The organism is Flavobacterium sp. WC2416 (genome assembly GCF_041200095.1).
GTDB lineage: Bacteria > Bacteroidota > Bacteroidia > Flavobacteriales > Flavobacteriaceae > Flavobacterium.
In genome coordinates this window covers 3,713,142-3,732,693 of sequence record NZ_CP165626.1, presented here as the reverse complement: position 1 = coordinate 3,732,693, position 19,552 = coordinate 3,713,142, and the positions used below count along the sequence as shown (strand labels likewise).

Sequence of the window (19,552 nt, the reverse complement as noted above, 5' to 3'; positions counted from 1 at the left end):
TTTATATCTAAAACCTAAGATTTAAAATTTGACTAATACTTAATTTTAATTAAACATGAAAAAAATATTTATTGCGATTGTATTGCTATTGGCACTTTTCCAATCTTCGGGTGCATTGGCTCAAGATTTGTTTAAAACGACTGATTTGAGTACCATAAAGGTAGACTATTTATCAGATGCTGATGTTGCTAAAATAAAAGGGCAATTGCAATCCAATAATGTGTCCATCGAGCAAGCAGAGCCAATGGCTTTGTCTAAGGGGATGCCTGCGAATGAATTTGCTAAATTGAAGAAGAGAATAGCAGCATTAACTCCATTAAATAAAGAGGTTGTTAAAACGGATAAGGATTTGCAAAAAGAAGGCGATAGTGAGTATACCAGAAAGCAAGAAAAGATTGTCAATACTAAAGTAAAGGATAGTCTCAATTCACTTGTTTTTGGTTCTGAACTGTTTGATAATCCTACGCTTAATTTTGAACCTAATTTAAAATTAGCGACCCCCATGAATTATATTTTGGGTCCTGGCGATGAATTGCAAGTAAGTGTCTATGGAGTACAGGAATATAATGCTAGTATTCCCGTATCAGTAGAAGGAAAAGTAGCGATTCAATATGCAGGCGAGCTGTCGGTTTCAGGACTGACTATTGAAGCGGCTACCCAAAAAATTAAAGGCGCTATGGCTAAGGTCTATACTACCATTGGCTCAGGACAATCTCAGGTAGGAATAAGTTTGAGCCGTATTAGAACCATTCGAGTGACCATAATTGGTAGTAAACAGCCTGGGAATTATTCTATTTCCTCCTTAGCAACAGTTTATAATGCGTTATTTTTGGGAGGAGGACCTGGAAAGAACGGGAGCTATAGAAACATTGAATTATTGAGAGATAATAAAGTATATAGAAAAATTGATCTTTATCAGTTTTTAGTCGGTGGAGACCAATCGGATAATGTAGGGTTGAAAGACAATGATGTGATTCGGATTCCCGCTTATAATCAGAGAGTAACGGTAGAAGGGCAGGTAAAGCGTCCTGGTATTTTTGAGATGAAAAAAGGAGAATCCTTTTCCGACTTACTGACTTTTGCTTCCGGATTTAATGAATTTGCCTATACAGCATCAGTTAATGTACTTCAAAAAACGGGAAAAGAATTTAGAGTAAAAGATATTAACGCTTCTGAATTTAATACTTACAGCCCTTCCTCTGGCGATGTTTTTAGAGTGACAAAAATTTTAAACCGATTTGAAAACCGTATTAAAATTGAAGGCGCCGTTTTTAGACCAGACACCTATTCTTTTTATGAAGGCATGCGAATTTCTGACTTGGTTCTAAAAGCCGATGGGCTTAAAGATGACGCCTATAGTAAAAGGGCTAGGATTATTCGACTGCAATCGGATTTGACTACTGAGATTGTAAATGTAGATTTAGAACAAGCTTTAAAAGGAAATTTAGAAGCAGACATCACTTTAAAAAAGGAAGATGTGGTAACAGTTTATTCTATCTTAGATTTTATAGACGAATTTAAAATAACGATCGACGGTGAAATAAAAAAACCCGGTATTTATGATTATTATGAAGGATTGACTTTAAATGATTTACTGGTACAAGCTGGCGGATTGACCGGCTCTGCTTCTAAGAGAGTAGAAGTAGCTAGAATGATAATATCAGAAGAGATTGATAATGCCAATCCTAATAAAGCCGAATTGTTTAATATTGAAATTACTCCAGAAAACAACGAGCAAGCCAAAAATTTTGCTCTGTCCCCTTTTGATGTAGTGAATATACGTAGAATGGCAGTGTATGATAAACCAGAAATGGTTACTATAAGTGGTGCTGTCAATTATGCTGGGAAATATGTATTGGCCAATAAAAAAACCAAAGTCTATGATATTGTTGAACGAGCAGGAGGTTTAACCGCTATAGCTAATAGTGACGGTGTAAAAATAAAAAGACCTATTAAAGCAAAACAAATTGAAGAAGTGGAGAGTATCAATTTGAATTTGGGTAAGAAAGACAGTATTCAAAATAAATTAGAGAAAAAACTAAAAGAAGATTTAAAATATGCTACCATACCGGTAGATTGGAAATCGATTGTAAAAAATAAAAAGAGTAGTACGAATGTTACATTATTTCCAGGAGATGAAATAGAGGTTGCGACCTTTAATGAAGGCGTAAAAGTGACGGGGAATGTATTGTTGACTTCGGAGATTCCATATGATAATGGTAAAGGGTTTAGATATTATATTAATGCAGTGGGTGGAGTTGACGCCAAAGGGTGGAAAAAGAATGCCTATATTATTTACCCCAATGGAAAAGCCGCTGTTACTCACACTTACTTTTTTATAAAATCATATCCTAAGGTAAAGCCTGGTTCCCAAATCATTGTGCCAGAAAAGCCAGATGTTAAAAAGCTGAGTACTGGAGAATGGGTTAGTATAGGGAGTGTTATTACGAGTCTAGCGTTATTAATTATTACTACTTTTAAATAGGGGACAAAGTAATGGTTTTCGAATCTCGTTTGCCGATTTTCGTCCACCGATTACCGATTACCGATTTTCGTCTATCGATTCTAGACTTTCGAACACCGATTACGTATTATCGTCTGTCGAGAAACGAACAACGAGCAACGATTTTCGTCCACCGATTACCGATTACCGATTTTCGTCTATCGAACAACGATTCTCGATTTAAGGACTACGAATAACAATTCTTGTACATCGATTACCGATTTTCGAATAACGAATAACGAATAACGAGCAACGAATAACGAACAATATGAATAGACAAAATGACGAAATCTCGTTAAAAGATTTACTTGAAAAAGGTAAAGAGTGGTATGCTTATTTGCTTTCACAATGGAAAGTGATTCTATTGGCTGCTGTTGTAGGATCTGCTTTAGGATTAACATATTCTTTTATAAAAAAGCCTATATATACCGCAACCTTATCTTTTGCATTGGAAGATGAGAAATCTGGCGGGGGTGGCTTAGGAAGTGCATTAGGTCTAGCAAGTTCCCTAGGTTTAGATCTTGGTGGTGGTGGAGGAAGTGTCTTTACAGGGGCCAATCTTACTGAGTTGTTTAAGTCTCGTGCTATGGTGGAAAAAACCTTATTGAGTCCAGTAGTTAAGGATGGCAAAATAATTTCTTTAGCAGAGATGTATATCCAAAATCAAGGATGGAGAGAAAAATGGAATGCTACTCCTCAATTTAAAACTATACAGTTTTTACCAGATGCCAAGCGCAAGTATTTTACCAGAGCTCATGATAGTATCTTGGGGGTAATCTATGACAATCTATCAAAATCAGGATTAGCTGTAGCGCAAAAAGATAAAAAAATAGCTATTATCACTATAGATGTTAATTCCACAAATGAATTGTTCTCCAAGTATTTTACGGAGGCATTAGTAAAAGAGGTTTCTGATTTTTATGTGGCAACCAAAAGTAAAAAAGCCAGGCTGAATATGGATATCCTGGAACGGCAAACCGATTCGATTCGTCGTGAATTGAATGGAGCCATTACCGGCGTTGCTGTTGCCAATGATAACACGTTTATGCTAAATCCTGCCCTTAATGTACGTCGTGCACCATCAGCCCGCAGACAAGTTGATGTTCAGGCCAATACCGCTATCTTGACTGAGTTGGTCAAACAAACGGAATTAGCAAAAGTAACCCTACGCAAAGAAACACCATTAATTCAGGTAATTGATCGGCCAATTTTACCTTTGAGTAAGGAGAAATTCGGAAAAGCTAAAGGGTTATTACTGGGAGGTATTTTAGCTAGTTTTTTTGTAATGTTAGCTTTAATTTTTAGAAGAATAATAAAAAACATATAATCAATAAAAATACTTAATGCCAGAAACCAAGTTTAATGAGTTTAATTGGTAATAAGTACTTTTGATTGCATGATTTTGTCAACTGTATAAAACCATTCCGTTTCCTGACCTGATAAGACTCCAAAAAAAATTGCTGGTTTGTGATGTGATGGAGTAGTTGTATAAGTTGATAAAAGATTATAGTAAAATTTACCCCGTTGGGTCAAAATAGAATAAATAGACAAAATATTCATTAGAACATGTTTAAAGATAAAATTTTATTAATCACAGGTGGAACGGGCTCCTTTGGGAGTGCTGTTTTGAACCGTTTTTTGCATACCGATCATTTCAAAGAAATCCGTATTTTTTCGCGTGATGAAAAAAAGCAAGATGACATGCGTAATTTTTACAAAAATGATAAAATTAAATATTTTATTGGTGATGTAAGGGATTACAATAGTATACAATATGCGATGCATGATGTTGATTATGTATTCCATGCAGCAGCATTAAAACAAGTGCCCTCTTGTGAATTTTTTCCTATGCAGGCCGTTAAAACCAACGTAGAAGGGACACAAAATGTTATTCGCGCAGCGGCTTCCAATAAGGTTAATAAAGTGATCTGTTTGTCAACCGATAAAGCAGCTTATCCAATCAATGCTATGGGAATCTCTAAAGCCATGATGGAAAAAGTTGCGATCGCAGAAGCGCGTAACTTAACAAATACTACAGTTTGTTTAACCCGTTACGGAAACGTAATGGCTTCTCGTGGTTCCGTTATTCCATTGTTTTTATCTCAAATCAAAAAAGGGGAAGTATTAACCGTTACAGATCCTAATATGACCCGTTTTTTAATGTCGTTAGAAGAGGCTGTTGAATTGGTGTTATTTGCCTTTGAACACGGTAACCCAGGTGATTTGTTCGTAAATAAAGCTCCTGCTGCTACAATAGGTGATTTAGCTGAAGCTATCTGTCAATTGAAAAACATAAAAAGCGAAATTAAAGTTATAGGAACCAGACACGGAGAAAAACTCTATGAAACTTTATGTACTCGTGAAGAAATGATGAAAGCAGAAGATATGGGTGATTTTTATCGTATCCCATCTGACAACCGTGATTTAAATTACGCTAAATATTTCTCCGAAGGAAAAGAGATTCAACCAGAAATTGAAGATTATAATTCGCATAACACAAAACGAGAAGATGTTGAAGGGGTAAAAGTGTTATTAAAAAAACTTGACCTATTTCAAGACTAAATAAAAATGCTTACTACAATAATTGGAAATACTTTTGCAGATGAAAGGGGTACATTATCATTTAATAATGAACTGGATCTTTCAGAGGTAAAACGCATGTATTTTATCGAGAATGCGGATTTATCTATACAAAGAGCATGGCAAGGCCATCAAATTGAAAAAAGATGGTTTATTGCAGTTAAAGGCAAATTTTTAATCAAATTAGTGAAGATTGATAATTTTGAATGCCCTTCTGATGGTCTAGAGGTAAGGCCGTTTGAGCTTGACTCTAAAACACTAGATGCCTTACTTGTTGAGGCGGGTTATGCTTCTTCTATTCAAGCTTTAGAAGCGGATTCTAAATTACTCGTTTTTTCCAATTATAGGATGGGAGAAGTAGTGGATAATTATAAATTTAATCCAACACAATGGAAATAAATATGAAGAAATTAAAAGTCGCAACAATTTTAGGGACGCGTCCTGAAATCATACGTTTAGCTGAATGTATCAAAAAATGTGATATCTATTTTGACCATGTTTTAATTCATACGGGCCAAAATTACGATTACGAATTAAACGAAATCTTTTTTGAAGATTTAGGTTTGAGAAAACCGGATTATTTTTTGAATGTTGCGGGAAATCATTTAGGAGAAACGATTGGAAATGTAATTTCAAAATCGTTTGAAATTTTATCAAAAGAACTACCTGATGCTTTATTAGTTTTAGGAGATACTAACAGCGTATTGAGTACCATTGCCGCTAAACGATTGAAAATTCCTATTTTCCATATGGAAGCGGGTAACCGTTGTTTTGACCAAAATGTGCCTGAAGAAATTAATCGTAAGATTTCGGATCATATCAGTGATATTAATTTAACTTATACAGAGAATAGCCGTCGTTATTTACTGAGTGAAGGTTTTCGAAAAGATCATGTATTTGTTACGGGATCTCCTTTGAAAGAAGTCTTATTAAAATATAAGGAACAAATTCTAAATAGTGATGTTGTTTCCCGCTTAGATTTAAAAGATCAGTGCTATATAGTAGTGAGCGCCCATCGTGAAGAAAATATTGATTTGGATAATCATTTTGAAATATTAGCAGAATCTTTAAATCAAGTAGCTGAAAAGTATCAGATGCCCGTTATCTTTTCTACACATCCCCGTACAAAGAATCGGATTGAAAAAAATAAAATAAAATTTCATCCGTTAATTTCCAATGTACCGCCTTTAGGTTTTTTTGATTACGTTCAGTTGCAAAAAAATGCTTTTGTTGTACTTTCGGACAGTGGAACAATTAGCGAGGAATCAGCGATGATGGGGTTTCCAGCTGTAAGTATTCGAACAAGTACAGAAAGACCTGAAGCAATTGATGCGGGTACTATTGTTTTGGGAGGGATAACTACAGATCAAGTATTGAACGCCATTGAAATTTCGAGAGGTCTTTTTGATGTAAATATTGAATTACCAAAGGAATACGAAGTGACTAACACTTCTGCCCGTGTCATTAAAGCAATTCAGAGTTACACTTCAATTATTAATAAAGTAATTTGGGATAAATCATTTATCAAATGAAAAAAATATTAGTAATAGGAATTAAAGGCATGGCAGGTCATATGCTTTATAATTATTTTGAGGAAAGTAAATTGTATGATGTTTATGGTTTAGCCAGAAATATTGAATCAACTCCTAAACTATTTGATATTGATGTTTCAGATACTGTACAATTGCGTTCTCTTTTTATAGCGAATCAATTTGATTATGTGGTAAATTGTATCGGAATTTTAAATAAAGACGCTGAGGATTATCCGTCAAAAGCCATTTGGTTTAATAGTTATTTCCCTCATTATTTAGAAGAAATTACAAAAGAAACACAGACGAAAGTAATTCACATTAGTACCGATTGTGTTTTTTCGGGTAAAGAAGGAGGATATACTGAAAATGATATTAAAAATGGAATTGGTTTCTATGCCCAGTCTAAAGCATTAGGGGAATTAACAAATGCTAAAGATGTAACGATTCGTACCTCTATTATAGGTCCAGAATTGAATCAAAATGGCATCGGTTTATTTCATTGGTTTATGTCTCAATCAGATGCGGCAGTATTAAAAGGGTTTACGAATGCTTTTTGGTCCGGCTTAACCACTTTGGAATTAGCAAAAGTTGTATTGGAAATTATTAACCAAAATATAAGTGGCTTAATTCAAGTAGCACCGGCTGCTAAGATTGATAAATATAATTTAATTTCTCTATTTAATTCTATTTATAAAAATGGTAAAATGACCATTGAACCTAACGGGAATTACCACGTTGATAAAAGTTTAGTGAGTATCCGAACTGATTTTGACTATCAAGTGCTAGATTATAAGAAAATGTTGAAAAATCAAAAGGAATGGATTTTACAACATGCCAGTATTTACTCTCACTATTTATAAAATTGTATTATGATTTCTATAGTGACTGCATATTTTAATCGCAGAAAGTTATTGATACGTACTTTGGACAGTATGAATTCTAATTACGGTACGATTGATTTTGAATTTATTGTTGTTGATGACGGTAGTGAGGAAGAAGAACGGCTGGAAGATTTGCAAAAAATTTATCCGTTTTTAAGAGTTATTCGTTTAGAAAAATCAGACAAATGGTATAGCAATCCCTGCATTCCATTTAATAAAGGATTTGAAGAAGCTAAAGGCGATAAAATAATACTTCAAAATCCAGAATGCTATCACTTTGATAATATACTGGAATATGTCGATAGCCATCTTAATGCAAACGATTACCTAAGTTTCGGGTGTTATTCTCTGGATAAAAAAAACACTGATGATGACCTGCTGTTTTTTGACAGGGATCATGTCGTGTCACTAATTCAAAACAATGCACATATTGTACAAACGGATGGTGGTTTAGGATGGTATAATCATTCCAAGTATCGCCCTAGTTCTTATCATTTTTGCACCGCTATGATGATCAGTGATTTGGTAGATTTAGGCGGGTTTGATCCACGGTATGCTTTAGGACATGGATATGATGATGATGAGTTTATATTTAGGGTTAAACAAAAACGAATGCATATCAAGTTTGTTGATACAAAAAAAGTTATTCATCAAAATCATTATGTGAAACAAATCTCTGTAGATGAACAAAAAGAGAAATATATAAATGAGAAGGCTGCCAGGAATAAAAGTATTTTTAATAACATAACTAAAAATTCGTTCCATTATAGGGCTAATTTCTTGACTGTAGGTAATCATCACCAGAATAATAAACGGTATGTTATTTTGACTATTAGGAATTATTGGCTCAAGATAAGGAATGAAATACAAAGAAAATTTTAAAATGATTTTCTACTCCTCAAATTAATATCTGCAAATGGCACCCTCAAAAAATAGAACTCTTATAAAGAATGTTGCTTCTTTAGGTATAGTTCAAGTGGTTAATTATATTTTTCCGTTACTAACTATTCCGTATGTTTCAAGAATAATAGGGCCTGAAGGGTTTGGATTAATTAATTACATCACCGCTTTTGTCAGTTATTTTGTACTGATAGTATATTACGGTTTTGATTTGACTGCGACAAGAAAGATTGCGGTTGATCCGGACAATTTAGAGATTCGGTCTAAAGTTTTTTCTGAAGTGACTTGTGCAAGATTACTATTGTTTATCATAACTATAGTAGGTTTTATGATTTGTATCAGTAGTGTTCCGCTTTTAAATTCAAATTTAATGCTTTCGTTGGTACTGTTTTTAACAGTTGTTTCTGCTCTTTTAACGCCACAGTATGTATTTCAAGGATTACAAAGATTACCTGTATTAAGTATATTAACGCTTGTAAAGGGTGTCATAAATACCAGTTTGATTTTCCTTTTTGTATCGAAAAAAGATGATTTGTTATTGTATGCTAGTATTAGTGTTTTTAGTAATTTTTTGATCAGTTTGATTTCTATTTTATATGTTGTTCTTGTAATTAAAATCAAATTTACTTTTTATTCCATAAAACACTCTTTAGCTATTTTAAAAGAAGGTCGGTTGATATTCTTTTCCTCCATAATTTTTTCCCTTTATACTACCACAAACATAATTATTTTAGGATTTTTCGCTGGTGCTAAAACGATTGGATATTATACCACTGCTGTAAGCTTCATTATTATAGTTCAAAGTGTTGTTAATATTCCACTTTCATCATCATTGTATCCCTATATTGGTAAGTCTTTTTCAGAAAGTGAAGAAAATGGTATCATCAAGTTAAGAAAAATTGTGCCTTTGGTTTTTTATTTTACCGGAGCAATTTGTCTGGGCATTTTAATATTAGCTCCATATGTTGTTTTTCTTATCTATGGAAAAAGTTTTGAGGGTTCCGTTATCAGTGTGCAAATTTTAAGTTTTCTTCCTTTAATTTCGGCTATGAGCAGTCTGATGGGTATTCAAACAATGCTTAATTTAAGAATGGATAATTTGTTTTTAAAAATCACCAGTTTTGCCGCTTGTTTCAGTTTGGTATTGAATTTAGTATTGGGTTATTATTTTAGTTATATCGGAACAAGTATCAGTTATATTGTTACAGAACTATCCCTTTGCTTATCGTTTTATTTGATTTTAAAAAACAAAGGTTTGATTTTATTTAAAAAAGACAATTTTAAATTGAAAAATGTAATAGCTCAAGTCCGAAATATAAAAAACATGTAAGATATTTGGTTTGTCATCTTTGCTTTAGATGCTTTACAAGACCAGCGAACGAAATGTTCTTTGCTATTTTTTTTGAAATTAAGGTTAAAGAAATGATGGTTTTAGTATCTGAGGAGTACTAAACTATTTAGCTAATTGGCTGTCAGAGCTTTTATGTCGTCAGATTTTTAAATAAAAAGCCGTTAGTATCGCCTTTTTTTCCCTCTTTCCAGGAATTAAAATTTAAATAATTGATTCTTATCCATGAATAAAACATACTATATAGGTCATTTTTCGGAAGGCTTTAATGATGGTGGTCAGTCCAGAAATAAGGCGTTTAGACAGTATTATGCTGAAAAAAATACTTTAATTGTACCTGTTTACAGTGCAAACCCTTTAGTGCGATTTGGTTTTTTATTAAATGTTTTAAAAATTATGTTATTCTCTAAGGATAGTATTTTTTTTATTCATCAGGGGACACTAATGGTTTTGTTTCCTATGCTTATTCTAAAATATGGCTGGATAAGAGCGCTTGTATTTAAATTACTTCAATATACTATTGATCGTAATGATGTCACTATTGAAGTCAACGATTTACCTTATGAACAAGCCAAAGATTTAGAATTGTTTGTAGAAGAAACCTATAAAGTTTTTCAAGATAAATTATATGCTTTGAAACATGCAAAATTTATATTTGCTTCTCATGAAATGGGAAAATATATAAATGACACCTTTAAATTGAATTATGAGGTGATCATCAATGGCTCAAATAAAGTAAATGATTTTTCAAATTCAGGGTCCATACATGATTGTTTCAGTTCTACTGAAACAAAGTTTATTTATGCAGGTGGTTTGAATAAAGGCAGGCAAATTGAGGCCTTAATTTCAACATTTAACAATAAGAAAGAAATCTTAATCCTTATTGGTGAATGGGGGGAATGGATTTTAGATTATGAGTTGCCGAATAATGTTTTTTACCTAGGGAAGTTTCAAGAAGACTATGCGCATTTTTTGACTTCTAAATGTGATGTTGGAATAATTCCCTATGATGAAACCAGATTTTATTATAATATTTGTTATCCTACTAAAGCTTCTTTTTATATTACCGCTGGTATTCCTTTTTTATCCACACCATTATTGGAGTTGAAAAATATTTTTGAAAAAAGGGGGATGGTCTATTTTGTTCCTTTTAAAGAATGGGTCAATTTCCTTGATAATTTTGATGCATCAGAACTACTTGTAATAAAAGAGAAAATAGCTTTTGAAAAACATAATTTTTATTGGGAATCATTATTGAATACTAACTAATTTGGTTTGTATTGCACTTTTAAGCAGATTATAATTCTGTTAGTTTTAGATTAAAATAATCCTAGTATTCGACCCAATTAATCTACAAAATCAAATGAAAGTGTTTCTCTTTTATTTTAAACAATTAAGATAATTAATGATTTTTATTTTATTTTCAGTTTTTTTTTTATTTGTATTAATTTCTTTTTTTTTACCAAAAGAAAGAATTTATAAATCTATTTTATTTTTTGTTCTAGGTTTAGTACTTATTTTAATCGCAGGTTTTCGAAGTGAAGTAGTTGATAGAGATTATGCTAATTATGTGACCTATTTTCATGAACAAGATTATTTAGCTGTTGAACCCGCTTTTGTTGTAATCTCAAAGTGTATTAACTCCTATTTAGGCTCTAATCCTATTTATTTATTTGTGTTATTTGCTACTATTGGAGTTAGTTTCAAATCGATTGCAATAAGGCAACTTACAGAGTTATGGTTTTTGTCTTTAGTGATATATCTTAGTAATTTTTTTATTCTCCATGAGATGACGCAAATTAGGGCGGGTGTAGCATCAGCCTTTTTATTATTATGTGTGAAGCCCATATATGATAGAGATTTGAAAAGATTTTTGTTGTTTGCTATTTTGGGTTTTACATTTCATTACTCGGCTATAGTAATATTGCCTTTGTGGTTTTTAGGGATTAAAGCTCGAAAGAAAGCATTATTATTTTCCTTGCCAGTTGCATATATAATCTATTTTTCAGGAATAAATTTAATAACCACTATTCCCATATCTGTGATACAAAATAAAATTGCGATGTATCAAACATTAATGGAATTAGGGAATGAAGAATCAATTTTAATCAATGTTTTTAATCTTGTTTTTTTAGCTAAGATTGTGGTGTTTTATTTTCTCCTGTCTAAATACGAACTTATTCTTTCGTATAATAAGTATACTCCTATTTTAATGAAAATTTATTGTATTTCACTTATGTCCTATTTGGTTTTAGCCGTAATGCCGCCAATTGCAACACGAATTAATGAATTGTTTGCAATAGTAGACATTATATTAATTCCGTTTATTTATTATGCTTTCAAACCAGTTTGGTTCTCTAAATCAATCGTGGTTTTTATTGGGATATGTTTTTTACTAATCAATTTGTTTTACGTAAAATTGATTGTATTTTAACCGAAGGTTTACTTTTGGAAAATTGCTTATATAAATTGTTAATACAGAAATAAAAAATAAAATGGTTGCTGCAGTCGTTGTTCTCTATAATCCGGATGAAAATCTTATTAAAAATATAAGTAGTTATATTGATTGTATAGAGAAAGTCTATGTGATTGATAATTCTGATTCTTCTAATGCGAGTTTGTTTCGAGAGGTAGTATTTAAGGATAAAATAGAATATGTTTTTAATAACGGAAATCTAGGAATTGCAAAGGCTTTAAATATTGGATGTGAATTAGCTGTTCAACAAGGTATGGAATGGAGTTTGACAATGGATCAGGATAGTAACTTTATAAATTTGAATGACGCTATCATAAGTCAAATTTATAAAACAGCGAATAGTACAATTGGGCTTTATTATCCTAGTTATATAATTGAAGGTGAAATGTATGATAAGTATATTAAAGAAAATAATGAGCCAATTGTAGTGATGACTTCGGGTAATATTTTGAATTTAAAGGTATATGAGGAAGTAGGTGGATTTGAAGATCAACTCTTTATTGATTATGTAGATATCGATTATTGCTTAAAGTTAAAGAAACAGGGATATAAAATAGCTAATTTACCTGGGGCTAACTTGAATCATGAATTAGGCCAATCAGAGTATAAATCATTTTTTTATTTCAATGGGATAGTTACAAATCACTCTAGTCTTCGCAGGTATTATATAACAAGAAACAGACTGTACGTCAGAAAAAAATATAGATATATTTCGAGCGTATTTTATAAAACGGAAGCTAAAGTATTCATAAATGATCTTTTAAAAATAATACTTTTTGAAAACGATAAGGTTGCAAAATTCAAGAGCATCATTCAAGGCTATTGTGACTATAGAAATAATAAATTCGGAATTTATAGTAAATAGTTTTTTTTTAAAACTTAGGAATAGTAAATTTGAAAAATAACAGGTTAAATTAATTAAAATTATTGAATGGTATCAGTTTGTATAGCAACGTATAATGGGGAGAAGTATATAAAAGAACAACTTTTATCAATAGTAAACCAACTTGATTCTACAGATGAAATTATAATTTCAGATGACAATTCGACTGACAAAACCGTCGAAATTATTAAAGAATTAAATGACAGTCGTATAAAGTTTTTTATTAACACCAGTAGAGGGTATACTAACAATTTTCAAAACGCAATTAAACAGGCATCAGGTGAGTTTATTTTTTTATCAGATCAAGATGATGTTTGGGAAGAAAATAAAGTAAGTAGAATGACTGAATTATTGCAAGAATATGATTTTGTCGTGAGTAATGCTAAAGTAGTCAATGAATCATTAGTGGATTTAGAGACTACTTATTTTAAAATACGTGGTGGGGGAAAAAATGGATTTTTAAATAATTTAGTTAAAGCTAAATATTTAGGATGTTGTATGGCTTTTCGTAAGACCATATTAAAGAAATTATTGCCTTTCCCTTTGGAAGTTACATTATGTCCTCATGACTTTTGGATTTCTTTAATTGCTGAGTTTTATTATAAAACATATGTAATTGACGAAACGTTGATTTTGTACCGTAGACATGGTAATAATGTTTCCTCTGGAGGAGTGAAGAGTTCCACTTCTCTTTTTTTTAAGGTTCAGTTTAGAATGTATTGTTTTTTTAAAGTTTTATCCCGCTTTGGAATTTAACTATACAAAAAACTAAATTAGTATTATAGATAACTTGTAAATAGGTAATTGAATAGCTTTTAAAATATTTTGAATCATTAGAGGATTAATGTGTATGCCTTTTTTTGGTAAGTATGGATTCCATTCCTACATCGGTAAGCCAATATTCATCGGTAATTTTAAAATTTATTTTTATTTGGAAAAAGGCGCATATTTTTCCTGGTTCTAGGATGGAAGTGATTGATGTTAGGTCTTCAATCATATTTGAAGATGATATTTCTGTTGGACAAAATTTACATATTATTTCTGGCGGCAAGCTTATTATTAAAACAAAAACGACAATTTCTTTAAACTTTTTGATAACGAACGTTAATCATGAATATCATGAAATTGATAAGTATGTATTACTGCAGTCTTATATTGTAAAAGACACAATAATTGGGCAAAATTGTTTTATTGGTTAGGGATCTGTAATTCCAGCGGGAACGATTTTTGGAAAACAATGCATAGCGGGCTCAAGTGCTGAAGTTAGGGGAGTTTTTTCCGATTATTCTTTAATTGTTGGAGCTCTAGCAAAAGTGATTAAAAGGTATAATTCACACACTCAAATTTGGGGAAAAACAGATGCCACAGGCGTCTTCCTAAAATAAAAAATAAAAAATGAAAAACGTATTAATTACTGGAGGAGCAGGATTTATAGGAAGTAATCTCGCCCTTAAACTTATAGAAAAAGGATACAATATTACCGTCTTAGACAATTTGTCAAAACAAATACACGGTGAAAATCCAGAAGTTACTTCTCCGCTTTTTAAAAGTGTAAAAGACAAAGTTAATTTTATTCAAGGTACTGTAACATCAAGAGAAGATTGGACAAAGGCATTAGAAAATCAACATGTAGTTGTTCATTTTGCTGCTGAAACAGGAACAGGACAGTCGATGTATTGCATCGAAAAATATACAGAAGTAAACATTCAAGGAACAGCAATTATGCTAGATATTTTAGCAAATAGTGAGCAGGCTGTAGAGAAAATTGTAATTGCTTCCTCACGTTCTATTTATGGAGAAGGAAAATACAAACATCCCAAATTAGGAGTTGTATACCCGACACATAGAAAAGAAGCAGATATGTTAGCAGGGAATTTTGAGCTTACTTATGGAGATGATCAGATACTTGAGTTATTAGCAACTGACGAGGATTCTAAAATTCACCCTTCATCTGTATATGGGATAACTAAGCAAAATCAAGAGCAAATGATTATGACCGTTTGTCCTACTATTGGAATTGCCCCCGTTGGTTTTAGGTATCAAAATGTTTATGGACCAGGACAGTCATTGTCTAATCCTTATACAGGAATTCTATCTATTTTTTCGACGCAAATTAGAAACAATAATCCGATTCAAATTTTTGAAGATGGAAAAGAGACTAGAGATTTTGTTTTTATTGATGATGTGGTAGCAGCTACCATTCTTGGAATTGAAAAAGAAGAGGCAAACGGACATATTTTTAATGTAGGCACTGGTATTGCAATAGATGTTCTTGAAGTTGCGAACTCATTGATAAAAGCATATGGCATTTCTATCCCCGTGACGGTAACAGGGCGATTTCGATTGGGAGATATTCGTCATAATTATGCAGATTTAACTAAAATTAAAACTCTTTTAGGATTTGAGCCTAAAGTGTGTTTTAAAGAAGGAATCGATAAATTTTCTTCTTGGGTTTTACAACAAGAAATTCAAGAGGATAAATTGAGTAAATCACTTGAAGAAATGAAGAAAAAAGGATTATTGAAATGATTATTAAAGAAAAATTGGGAGGCAAAAACATTATTTTTTTTTCTGTCCAAACATTTAACCTTGAGAAAGAGATTATCAAAAAGTTAGAGGAGTTTGGTGCAAACGTTGATTATTATGATGAAAGACCGTCTAATAATAATTTTGTTAAAGGAATAATCAGACTAAAAAGGAGTGTGTATCAGTACAGAATTGATACTTACTATAAAAAAATCCTTTTACAAACAAATAATAGTACTTATCATTATTTGTTTATAAATAGAGGAGAGGTAGTTCCTGAATTCTTTCTTAAAGCATTCAAAAAAACACACCCTGATTGTAAGTTTATTTTTTATACTTGGGACTCTTTCAAAAATCAGGGTCATCCAACTAAAATTTTAAAATATTTTGATAAAAAGTTCACTTTTGACCCAGATGATGCAATAAATTTTAAGCTTAATTTTAGACCATTGTTTTATTTGGATTCTTTTAGTGAAATAAAAAAAACAACAGATAATAAAATAAAATATGATTTGCTTTTTTTAGGAACTGCTCATTCAGATAGATATAGAATAACCAACATTGTTGTAAACTGGTGTAATGACAATGGTTTAACTTCTTTTTATTATTATTTTATTCATGGTCGCTTAGTGTATTTCTATAAAAATATATTTGATAAATCTTTCCAGTTATTTGACTATAAAAAATTAAGTTTTAAAAGTTTGACAACAAATCAAATTTTAGAATTATATAAAAGTTCAAATGTAATCTTAGATATTAATCATCCTGGACAAAAAGGACTTACAATGCGAACATTTGAAGCTATTGGGGCAGGAAAAAAAATTATAACCACTAATAGTGAGATAAAAAGATATTCATTTTATAATGAAAAAAATATTTATTTAATAGACAGGAACGATATTGTTTTAGATAAAAACTTTTTTGATTCAGTTTATGAAAATATTAGTGAAGAATTATATGGAAAACTATCTATAGAAGGGTGGTTACATTGTCTCTTTGTAGAAAGGGAATCTGATTTATGGATAAACGGTATTAATGCATCAATTAGAATGGAAGTAGCAGTAACTGGGGCTTCCGGATTTGTAGGGACTAACCTTAAAAACTATTTAGAGTCATCTTATGATGTAGAGTCATTAATAGTTCGATATAAACCAAATCAGCAGTTTGATTTGAAAACAGATGCTATAATTCATCTTGCAGGAAAAGCCCACAATTTAAAAAAGGATTCCAATCATTCAGATTATTACGAAGCCAATTTTGAATTAGCAAAACAATTATTTGATTCTTTTTTAAAGTCAGAAGCATCTGTTTTTGTTTTTATGAGTACAGTTAAAGCGGTAGCTGATGAAGTAGAAGAAGTTTTGACTGAAGATGCTGTTCCTAAACCCAAAACTCATTATGGGATTTCCAAGCTGCAAGCGGAACAGTATATCTTATCTCAAGAATTACCTATAGGGAAAAGAGTTTACATTTTGAGACCCAGTATGATTCACGGTCCTGCTAACAAAGGGAATTTAAATTTATTATATCAATTGGTATCTATAGGGTTGCCATGGCCATTGGGAGCTTTTGAAAATCAACGATCTTTTTTAAGTATCGAAAACCTTTGTTTTGTGATTAAGGAATTACTAGAAAACAAAGAGATACCCTCTGGTATTTACCATTTGGCAGATGATAAACCATTGTCAACAAATGAATTAATTCGATTATTAGGAATAAGTTTAGGGAGAAGAAGCAATATTTGGAAAATCCCAATTTCATGGATTAATGTAGTTTCCAAATTTGGGGGTTATTTACATTTACCTCTAAATTCACAAAGATTACAAAAATTAACTGAGAATTATGTGGTGAGCAATCAAAAGATAATATCCGCTATAGGAAAGCCTTTACCAATTACGTCAAGGGAAGGTTTGCTAAAAACATTCCAATCATTCATAAAATAATAAGTTCAATATGACCATTGAAAAAACAGCAATACAAGATTTAGTGATTATAACTCCAAGCATTTTTGAAGATTCTAGGGGGTACTTTTTTGAAGCTTATAATCAAGCTAAATTTCACGAAAATGGAATAAAATATCAATTTATTCAGGATAATCAATCCTTTTCTAAAAGAGGGGTAATCCGTGGATTGCATTTGCAAATTAATCCTTTTGCACAAGCAAAATTAGTACGTGTCTTAGAAGGAGAAATTTTGGATGTGGCAGTAGACTTGCGTAAAAACTCACCTACTTACGGACAACATTTTAGTGTGGTGCTAAGTGCAGACAATAAGAAACAATTGATGGTGCCTCATGGATTTGCACACGGCTTTTCGGTTTTAAGCGAGACAGCTTCTGTGATGTACAAAGTAGATCAATTGTATCACAAAGAAAGTGAAAGAGGGATTCGTTATGATGATCCCACTTTGGCAATTGATTGGCAAGTAAGCCCTGATGTGGTTATCGTTTCTGAAAAAGATATTATTTTGCCTGGTTTTGATCAAATCGATTGGGAGTTTTGAAAAATGTTTAAATGTTTAGCTGTTTAACCGTTTAACTGTTTAAGGTTGGGGCGGGTTTGGAATTTTTCAGTTATGAGTTATGAGTGGATGTGTGAGAAATTCAATATGACAGTGAGAAGAAGTAACCAGTAACCAGTAACCAGTGATCAGAGTTCAGTATTCTATACAGCAATCAATTTTTTGCAGCGAGGGTACTAGAAGTGTGATTGAAATTGAAAAGAGTAAAAATTAAATGAAAAAAATATTAGTTACAGGGGCCACTGGACAATTAGGTTCGGAATTGAAAGTGTTGTCAGAAAACTATTGGCAATACGAATGGGTTTTCGCAGATAGAACTCAAGTTTCATTGGATCATTTGTCTAAGTTAAAAATTCAATTGGAGTTAATTCGGCCAAATGTTATATTAAATTGCGGTGCTTATACTGCAGTAGATAAAGCAGAGTCCGAAAATGAACTAGCAGACATTGTTAATCATCAAGCAGTTAAAGTAATTGCGCAATATGCGAATTACAATCAAGCCAAACTAATTCATATCTCTACGGATTATGTTTTTGATGGTACCTCTTCTACCGCATTAACAGAAGAAGCTACAACACAACCAATCAATGTATATGGAGCTACAAAAAGAGCTGGAGAGTTGGCTTGTCTTGAAGTAAATTCAAATACTATTATCATTAGAACGTCATGGGTGTACAGTCGTTTTGGAAATAATTTTGTAAAAACCATGCAACGGTTATTGAAAGAACGTGATAGTATTAGTGTGGTAAATGATCAAGTAGGTTCACCCACTTATGCTGCTGATTTAGCAAAAGCTATGATGGACATCGTATCTGCTAAAGAATGGATTCCAGGTATTTATAATTATTCAAATGAAGGCGAAATCAGTTGGTACGAATTTGTTTTGGCGATTCAAGAGATTGGTGGATATTCTTGTGATGTAAAAGGAATTCCTTCGGCATCTTATCCTACCCCTGCAAAACGTCCTGCTTTTTCTTTATTGGATAAAAGTGAGATTAAAGCCGTGTATGGGGTTGAGGTTCCGGGCTATCTATCTAGTTTACGAAAATGCATGGACTTGTTGTGAGAAGGGAGGAATTCCTTTTCTTTTGCCTTGATGCAAAAGAAACAAAAGATCAAGCCTGAAAATTCAAAACTTAAAAACTACCTCAAAACTATGTTCCGCAGCCCGAGCCGTTCGCCTTTCAGGCTCAACTCGCGGACTGCTGCCACTTCGTTTTTTCGTTGTTTTTGACGTTTTTAATTTGAGGGCGGGGTGAAGAGTGGTGAAACAGCCGTATAAAATTTTCGTTTTACCCCAGCCGTAAAGGAAGCATAAAATTCATAACCTATCTCTAAATAAAGTATGTTATTATTTTTAATTGAATTTTATGTTTTTTTGTTCCCTTTAGGGTTTAGGGATA

18 protein-coding genes are annotated in these 19,552 nt (G+C 32.1%); 16 read left to right on the top strand and 2 right to left on the bottom strand.

The annotated features are described in order from the left end of the window. Positions 1–55 precede the first annotated feature (55 nt). Together AB3G39_RS15825 and AB3G39_RS15820 are read left to right on the top strand one after the other, a co-directional pair. Positions 56–2,485 (top strand): SLBB domain-containing protein, encoded by a 2,430-nt coding sequence (locus AB3G39_RS15825; RefSeq protein ID WP_369769591.1) that lies wholly within the window; start codon positions 56–58, stop codon positions 2,483–2,485. 286 nt (positions 2,486–2,771) lie between these two features. Continuing rightward, positions 2,772–3,830 carry a Wzz/FepE/Etk N-terminal domain-containing protein gene (locus AB3G39_RS15820; protein WP_369769590.1) on the top strand — a complete coding sequence of 353 codons (1,059 nt, stop codon included), beginning with the start codon at positions 2,772–2,774 and terminating at the stop codon, positions 3,828–3,830. A 41-nt stretch (positions 3,831–3,871) separates the two neighbouring features. On the opposite strand, the gene AB3G39_RS15815 is transcribed toward AB3G39_RS15820, so the two are convergent. After that, the gene (locus AB3G39_RS15815) at positions 3,872–4,063 is read right to left on the bottom strand and encodes a hypothetical protein (protein WP_369769589.1); all 192 of its coding nucleotides are present in this window, start codon (positions 4,061–4,063) and stop codon (positions 3,872–3,874) included. Between the two features lie 6 nt (positions 4,064–4,069). Here AB3G39_RS15815 and AB3G39_RS15810 point away from each other — a divergent pair, with 6 nt between their 5' ends. From AB3G39_RS15810 to AB3G39_RS15765, 10 genes are all read left to right on the top strand, one after another. Next, a complete protein-coding gene (locus AB3G39_RS15810; RefSeq protein WP_369769588.1) occupies positions 4,070–5,065 on the top strand; it encodes a polysaccharide biosynthesis protein in 996 nt (331 codons plus the stop codon). Positions 5,066–5,071: 6 nt separating this feature from the next. Further along, on the top strand, positions 5,072–5,482 hold the full coding sequence (locus AB3G39_RS15805; RefSeq protein ID WP_369769587.1) for a WxcM-like domain-containing protein: 411 nt from the start codon (positions 5,072–5,074) through the stop codon (positions 5,480–5,482). A 2-nt stretch (positions 5,483–5,484) separates the two neighbouring features. Beyond that, complete coding sequence (gene wecB, locus AB3G39_RS15800; protein WP_369769586.1) at positions 5,485–6,615, top strand: non-hydrolyzing UDP-N-acetylglucosamine 2-epimerase; 1,131 nt, start codon at positions 5,485–5,487, stop codon at positions 6,613–6,615. Beyond that, positions 6,612–7,475: a dTDP-4-dehydrorhamnose reductase family protein gene (locus AB3G39_RS15795; RefSeq protein WP_369769585.1), complete on the top strand. Its 864-nt coding sequence runs from the start codon at positions 6,612–6,614 to the stop codon at positions 7,473–7,475. The genes wecB and AB3G39_RS15795 overlap by 4 nt, the downstream gene beginning before the upstream one ends. A 9-nt stretch (positions 7,476–7,484) precedes the next feature. After that, on the top strand, positions 7,485–8,378 hold the full coding sequence (locus AB3G39_RS15790) for a glycosyltransferase family 2 protein (protein WP_369769584.1): 894 nt from the start codon (positions 7,485–7,487) through the stop codon (positions 8,376–8,378). A gap of 34 nt (positions 8,379–8,412) precedes the next feature. Then, positions 8,413–9,726, top strand: coding sequence for a flippase (locus tag AB3G39_RS15785; RefSeq protein ID WP_369769583.1), 1,314 nt, complete (start codon positions 8,413–8,415; stop codon positions 9,724–9,726). 243 nt (positions 9,727–9,969) lie between these two features. Then, positions 9,970–11,013 carry a hypothetical protein gene (locus tag AB3G39_RS15780; RefSeq protein ID WP_369769582.1) on the top strand — a complete coding sequence of 348 codons (1,044 nt, stop codon included), beginning with the start codon at positions 9,970–9,972 and terminating at the stop codon, positions 11,011–11,013. 136 nt (positions 11,014–11,149) lie between these two features. Next, entirely contained in the window at positions 11,150–12,178 is a 1,029-nt protein-coding gene (locus tag AB3G39_RS15775; protein ID WP_369769581.1) for an EpsG family protein, read from the top strand. Between the two features lie 61 nt (positions 12,179–12,239). Next, the gene (locus tag AB3G39_RS15770) at positions 12,240–13,085 is read left to right on the top strand and encodes a glycosyltransferase family 2 protein (RefSeq protein WP_369769580.1); all 846 of its coding nucleotides are present in this window, start codon (positions 12,240–12,242) and stop codon (positions 13,083–13,085) included. A gap of 66 nt (positions 13,086–13,151) precedes the next feature. Next, entirely contained in the window at positions 13,152–13,859 is a 708-nt protein-coding gene (locus AB3G39_RS15765) for a glycosyltransferase family 2 protein (RefSeq protein ID WP_369769579.1), read from the top strand. Positions 13,860–13,944: 85 nt separating this feature from the next. Here the strand turns inward: AB3G39_RS15765 and AB3G39_RS15760 are convergent, their stop codons facing one another. Next, positions 13,945–14,100 (bottom strand): hypothetical protein, encoded by a 156-nt coding sequence (locus AB3G39_RS15760; protein ID WP_369769578.1) that lies wholly within the window; start codon positions 14,098–14,100, stop codon positions 13,945–13,947. 398 nt (positions 14,101–14,498) lie between these two features. Between AB3G39_RS15760 and AB3G39_RS15755 the strand changes: the two genes are divergently transcribed. The 4 genes from AB3G39_RS15755 (at position 14,499) to rfbD (ending at position 19,215) form a co-directional block, all read left to right on the top strand. After that, on the top strand, positions 14,499–15,632 hold the full coding sequence (locus AB3G39_RS15755; RefSeq protein ID WP_369769577.1) for an NAD-dependent epimerase/dehydratase family protein: 1,134 nt from the start codon (positions 14,499–14,501) through the stop codon (positions 15,630–15,632). After that, the gene (locus tag AB3G39_RS15750) at positions 15,629–17,572 is read left to right on the top strand and encodes an NAD-dependent epimerase/dehydratase family protein (RefSeq protein WP_369769576.1); all 1,944 of its coding nucleotides are present in this window, start codon (positions 15,629–15,631) and stop codon (positions 17,570–17,572) included. Before AB3G39_RS15755 ends, AB3G39_RS15750 begins: the two co-directional genes overlap by 4 nt. A gap of 10 nt (positions 17,573–17,582) precedes the next feature. Next, on the top strand, positions 17,583–18,131 hold the full coding sequence (rfbC, locus tag AB3G39_RS15745) for a dTDP-4-dehydrorhamnose 3,5-epimerase (protein ID WP_369769575.1): 549 nt from the start codon (positions 17,583–17,585) through the stop codon (positions 18,129–18,131). Positions 18,132–18,363: 232 nt separating this feature from the next. Next, positions 18,364–19,215 carry a dTDP-4-dehydrorhamnose reductase gene (gene rfbD / locus AB3G39_RS15740; protein ID WP_369769574.1) on the top strand — a complete coding sequence of 284 codons (852 nt, stop codon included), beginning with the start codon at positions 18,364–18,366 and terminating at the stop codon, positions 19,213–19,215. Positions 19,216–19,552 lie beyond the last annotated feature (337 nt).

Coding starts and splice junctions, on each gene's coding strand:
- AB3G39_RS15825 (WP_369769591.1), top strand. CDS start 56: ATGAAAAAAATATTTATTGCGATTGTATTGCTATTGGCACTTTTCCAA.
- AB3G39_RS15820 (WP_369769590.1), top strand. CDS start 2,772: ATGAATAGACAAAATGACGAAATCTCGTTAAAAGATTTACTTGAAAAA.
- AB3G39_RS15815 (WP_369769589.1), bottom strand. CDS start 4,063: ATGAATATTTTGTCTATTTATTCTATTTTGACCCAACGGGGTAAATTT.
- AB3G39_RS15810 (WP_369769588.1), top strand. CDS start 4,070: ATGTTTAAAGATAAAATTTTATTAATCACAGGTGGAACGGGCTCCTTT.
- AB3G39_RS15805 (WP_369769587.1), top strand. CDS start 5,072: ATGCTTACTACAATAATTGGAAATACTTTTGCAGATGAAAGGGGTACA.
- wecB (WP_369769586.1), top strand. CDS start 5,485: ATGAAGAAATTAAAAGTCGCAACAATTTTAGGGACGCGTCCTGAAATC.
- AB3G39_RS15795 (WP_369769585.1), top strand. CDS start 6,612: ATGAAAAAAATATTAGTAATAGGAATTAAAGGCATGGCAGGTCATATG.
- AB3G39_RS15790 (WP_369769584.1), top strand. CDS start 7,485: ATGATTTCTATAGTGACTGCATATTTTAATCGCAGAAAGTTATTGATA.
- AB3G39_RS15785 (WP_369769583.1), top strand. CDS start 8,413: ATGGCACCCTCAAAAAATAGAACTCTTATAAAGAATGTTGCTTCTTTA.
- AB3G39_RS15780 (WP_369769582.1), top strand. CDS start 9,970: ATGAATAAAACATACTATATAGGTCATTTTTCGGAAGGCTTTAATGAT.
- AB3G39_RS15775 (WP_369769581.1), top strand. CDS start 11,150: ATGATTTTTATTTTATTTTCAGTTTTTTTTTTATTTGTATTAATTTCT.
- AB3G39_RS15770 (WP_369769580.1), top strand. CDS start 12,240: ATGGTTGCTGCAGTCGTTGTTCTCTATAATCCGGATGAAAATCTTATT.
- AB3G39_RS15765 (WP_369769579.1), top strand. CDS start 13,152: ATGGTATCAGTTTGTATAGCAACGTATAATGGGGAGAAGTATATAAAA.
- AB3G39_RS15760 (WP_369769578.1), bottom strand. CDS start 14,100: ATGATTGAAGACCTAACATCAATCACTTCCATCCTAGAACCAGGAAAA.
- AB3G39_RS15755 (WP_369769577.1), top strand. CDS start 14,499: ATGAAAAACGTATTAATTACTGGAGGAGCAGGATTTATAGGAAGTAAT.
- AB3G39_RS15750 (WP_369769576.1), top strand. CDS start 15,629: ATGATTATTAAAGAAAAATTGGGAGGCAAAAACATTATTTTTTTTTCT.
- rfbC (WP_369769575.1), top strand. CDS start 17,583: ATGACCATTGAAAAAACAGCAATACAAGATTTAGTGATTATAACTCCA.
- rfbD (WP_369769574.1), top strand. CDS start 18,364: ATGAAAAAAATATTAGTTACAGGGGCCACTGGACAATTAGGTTCGGAA.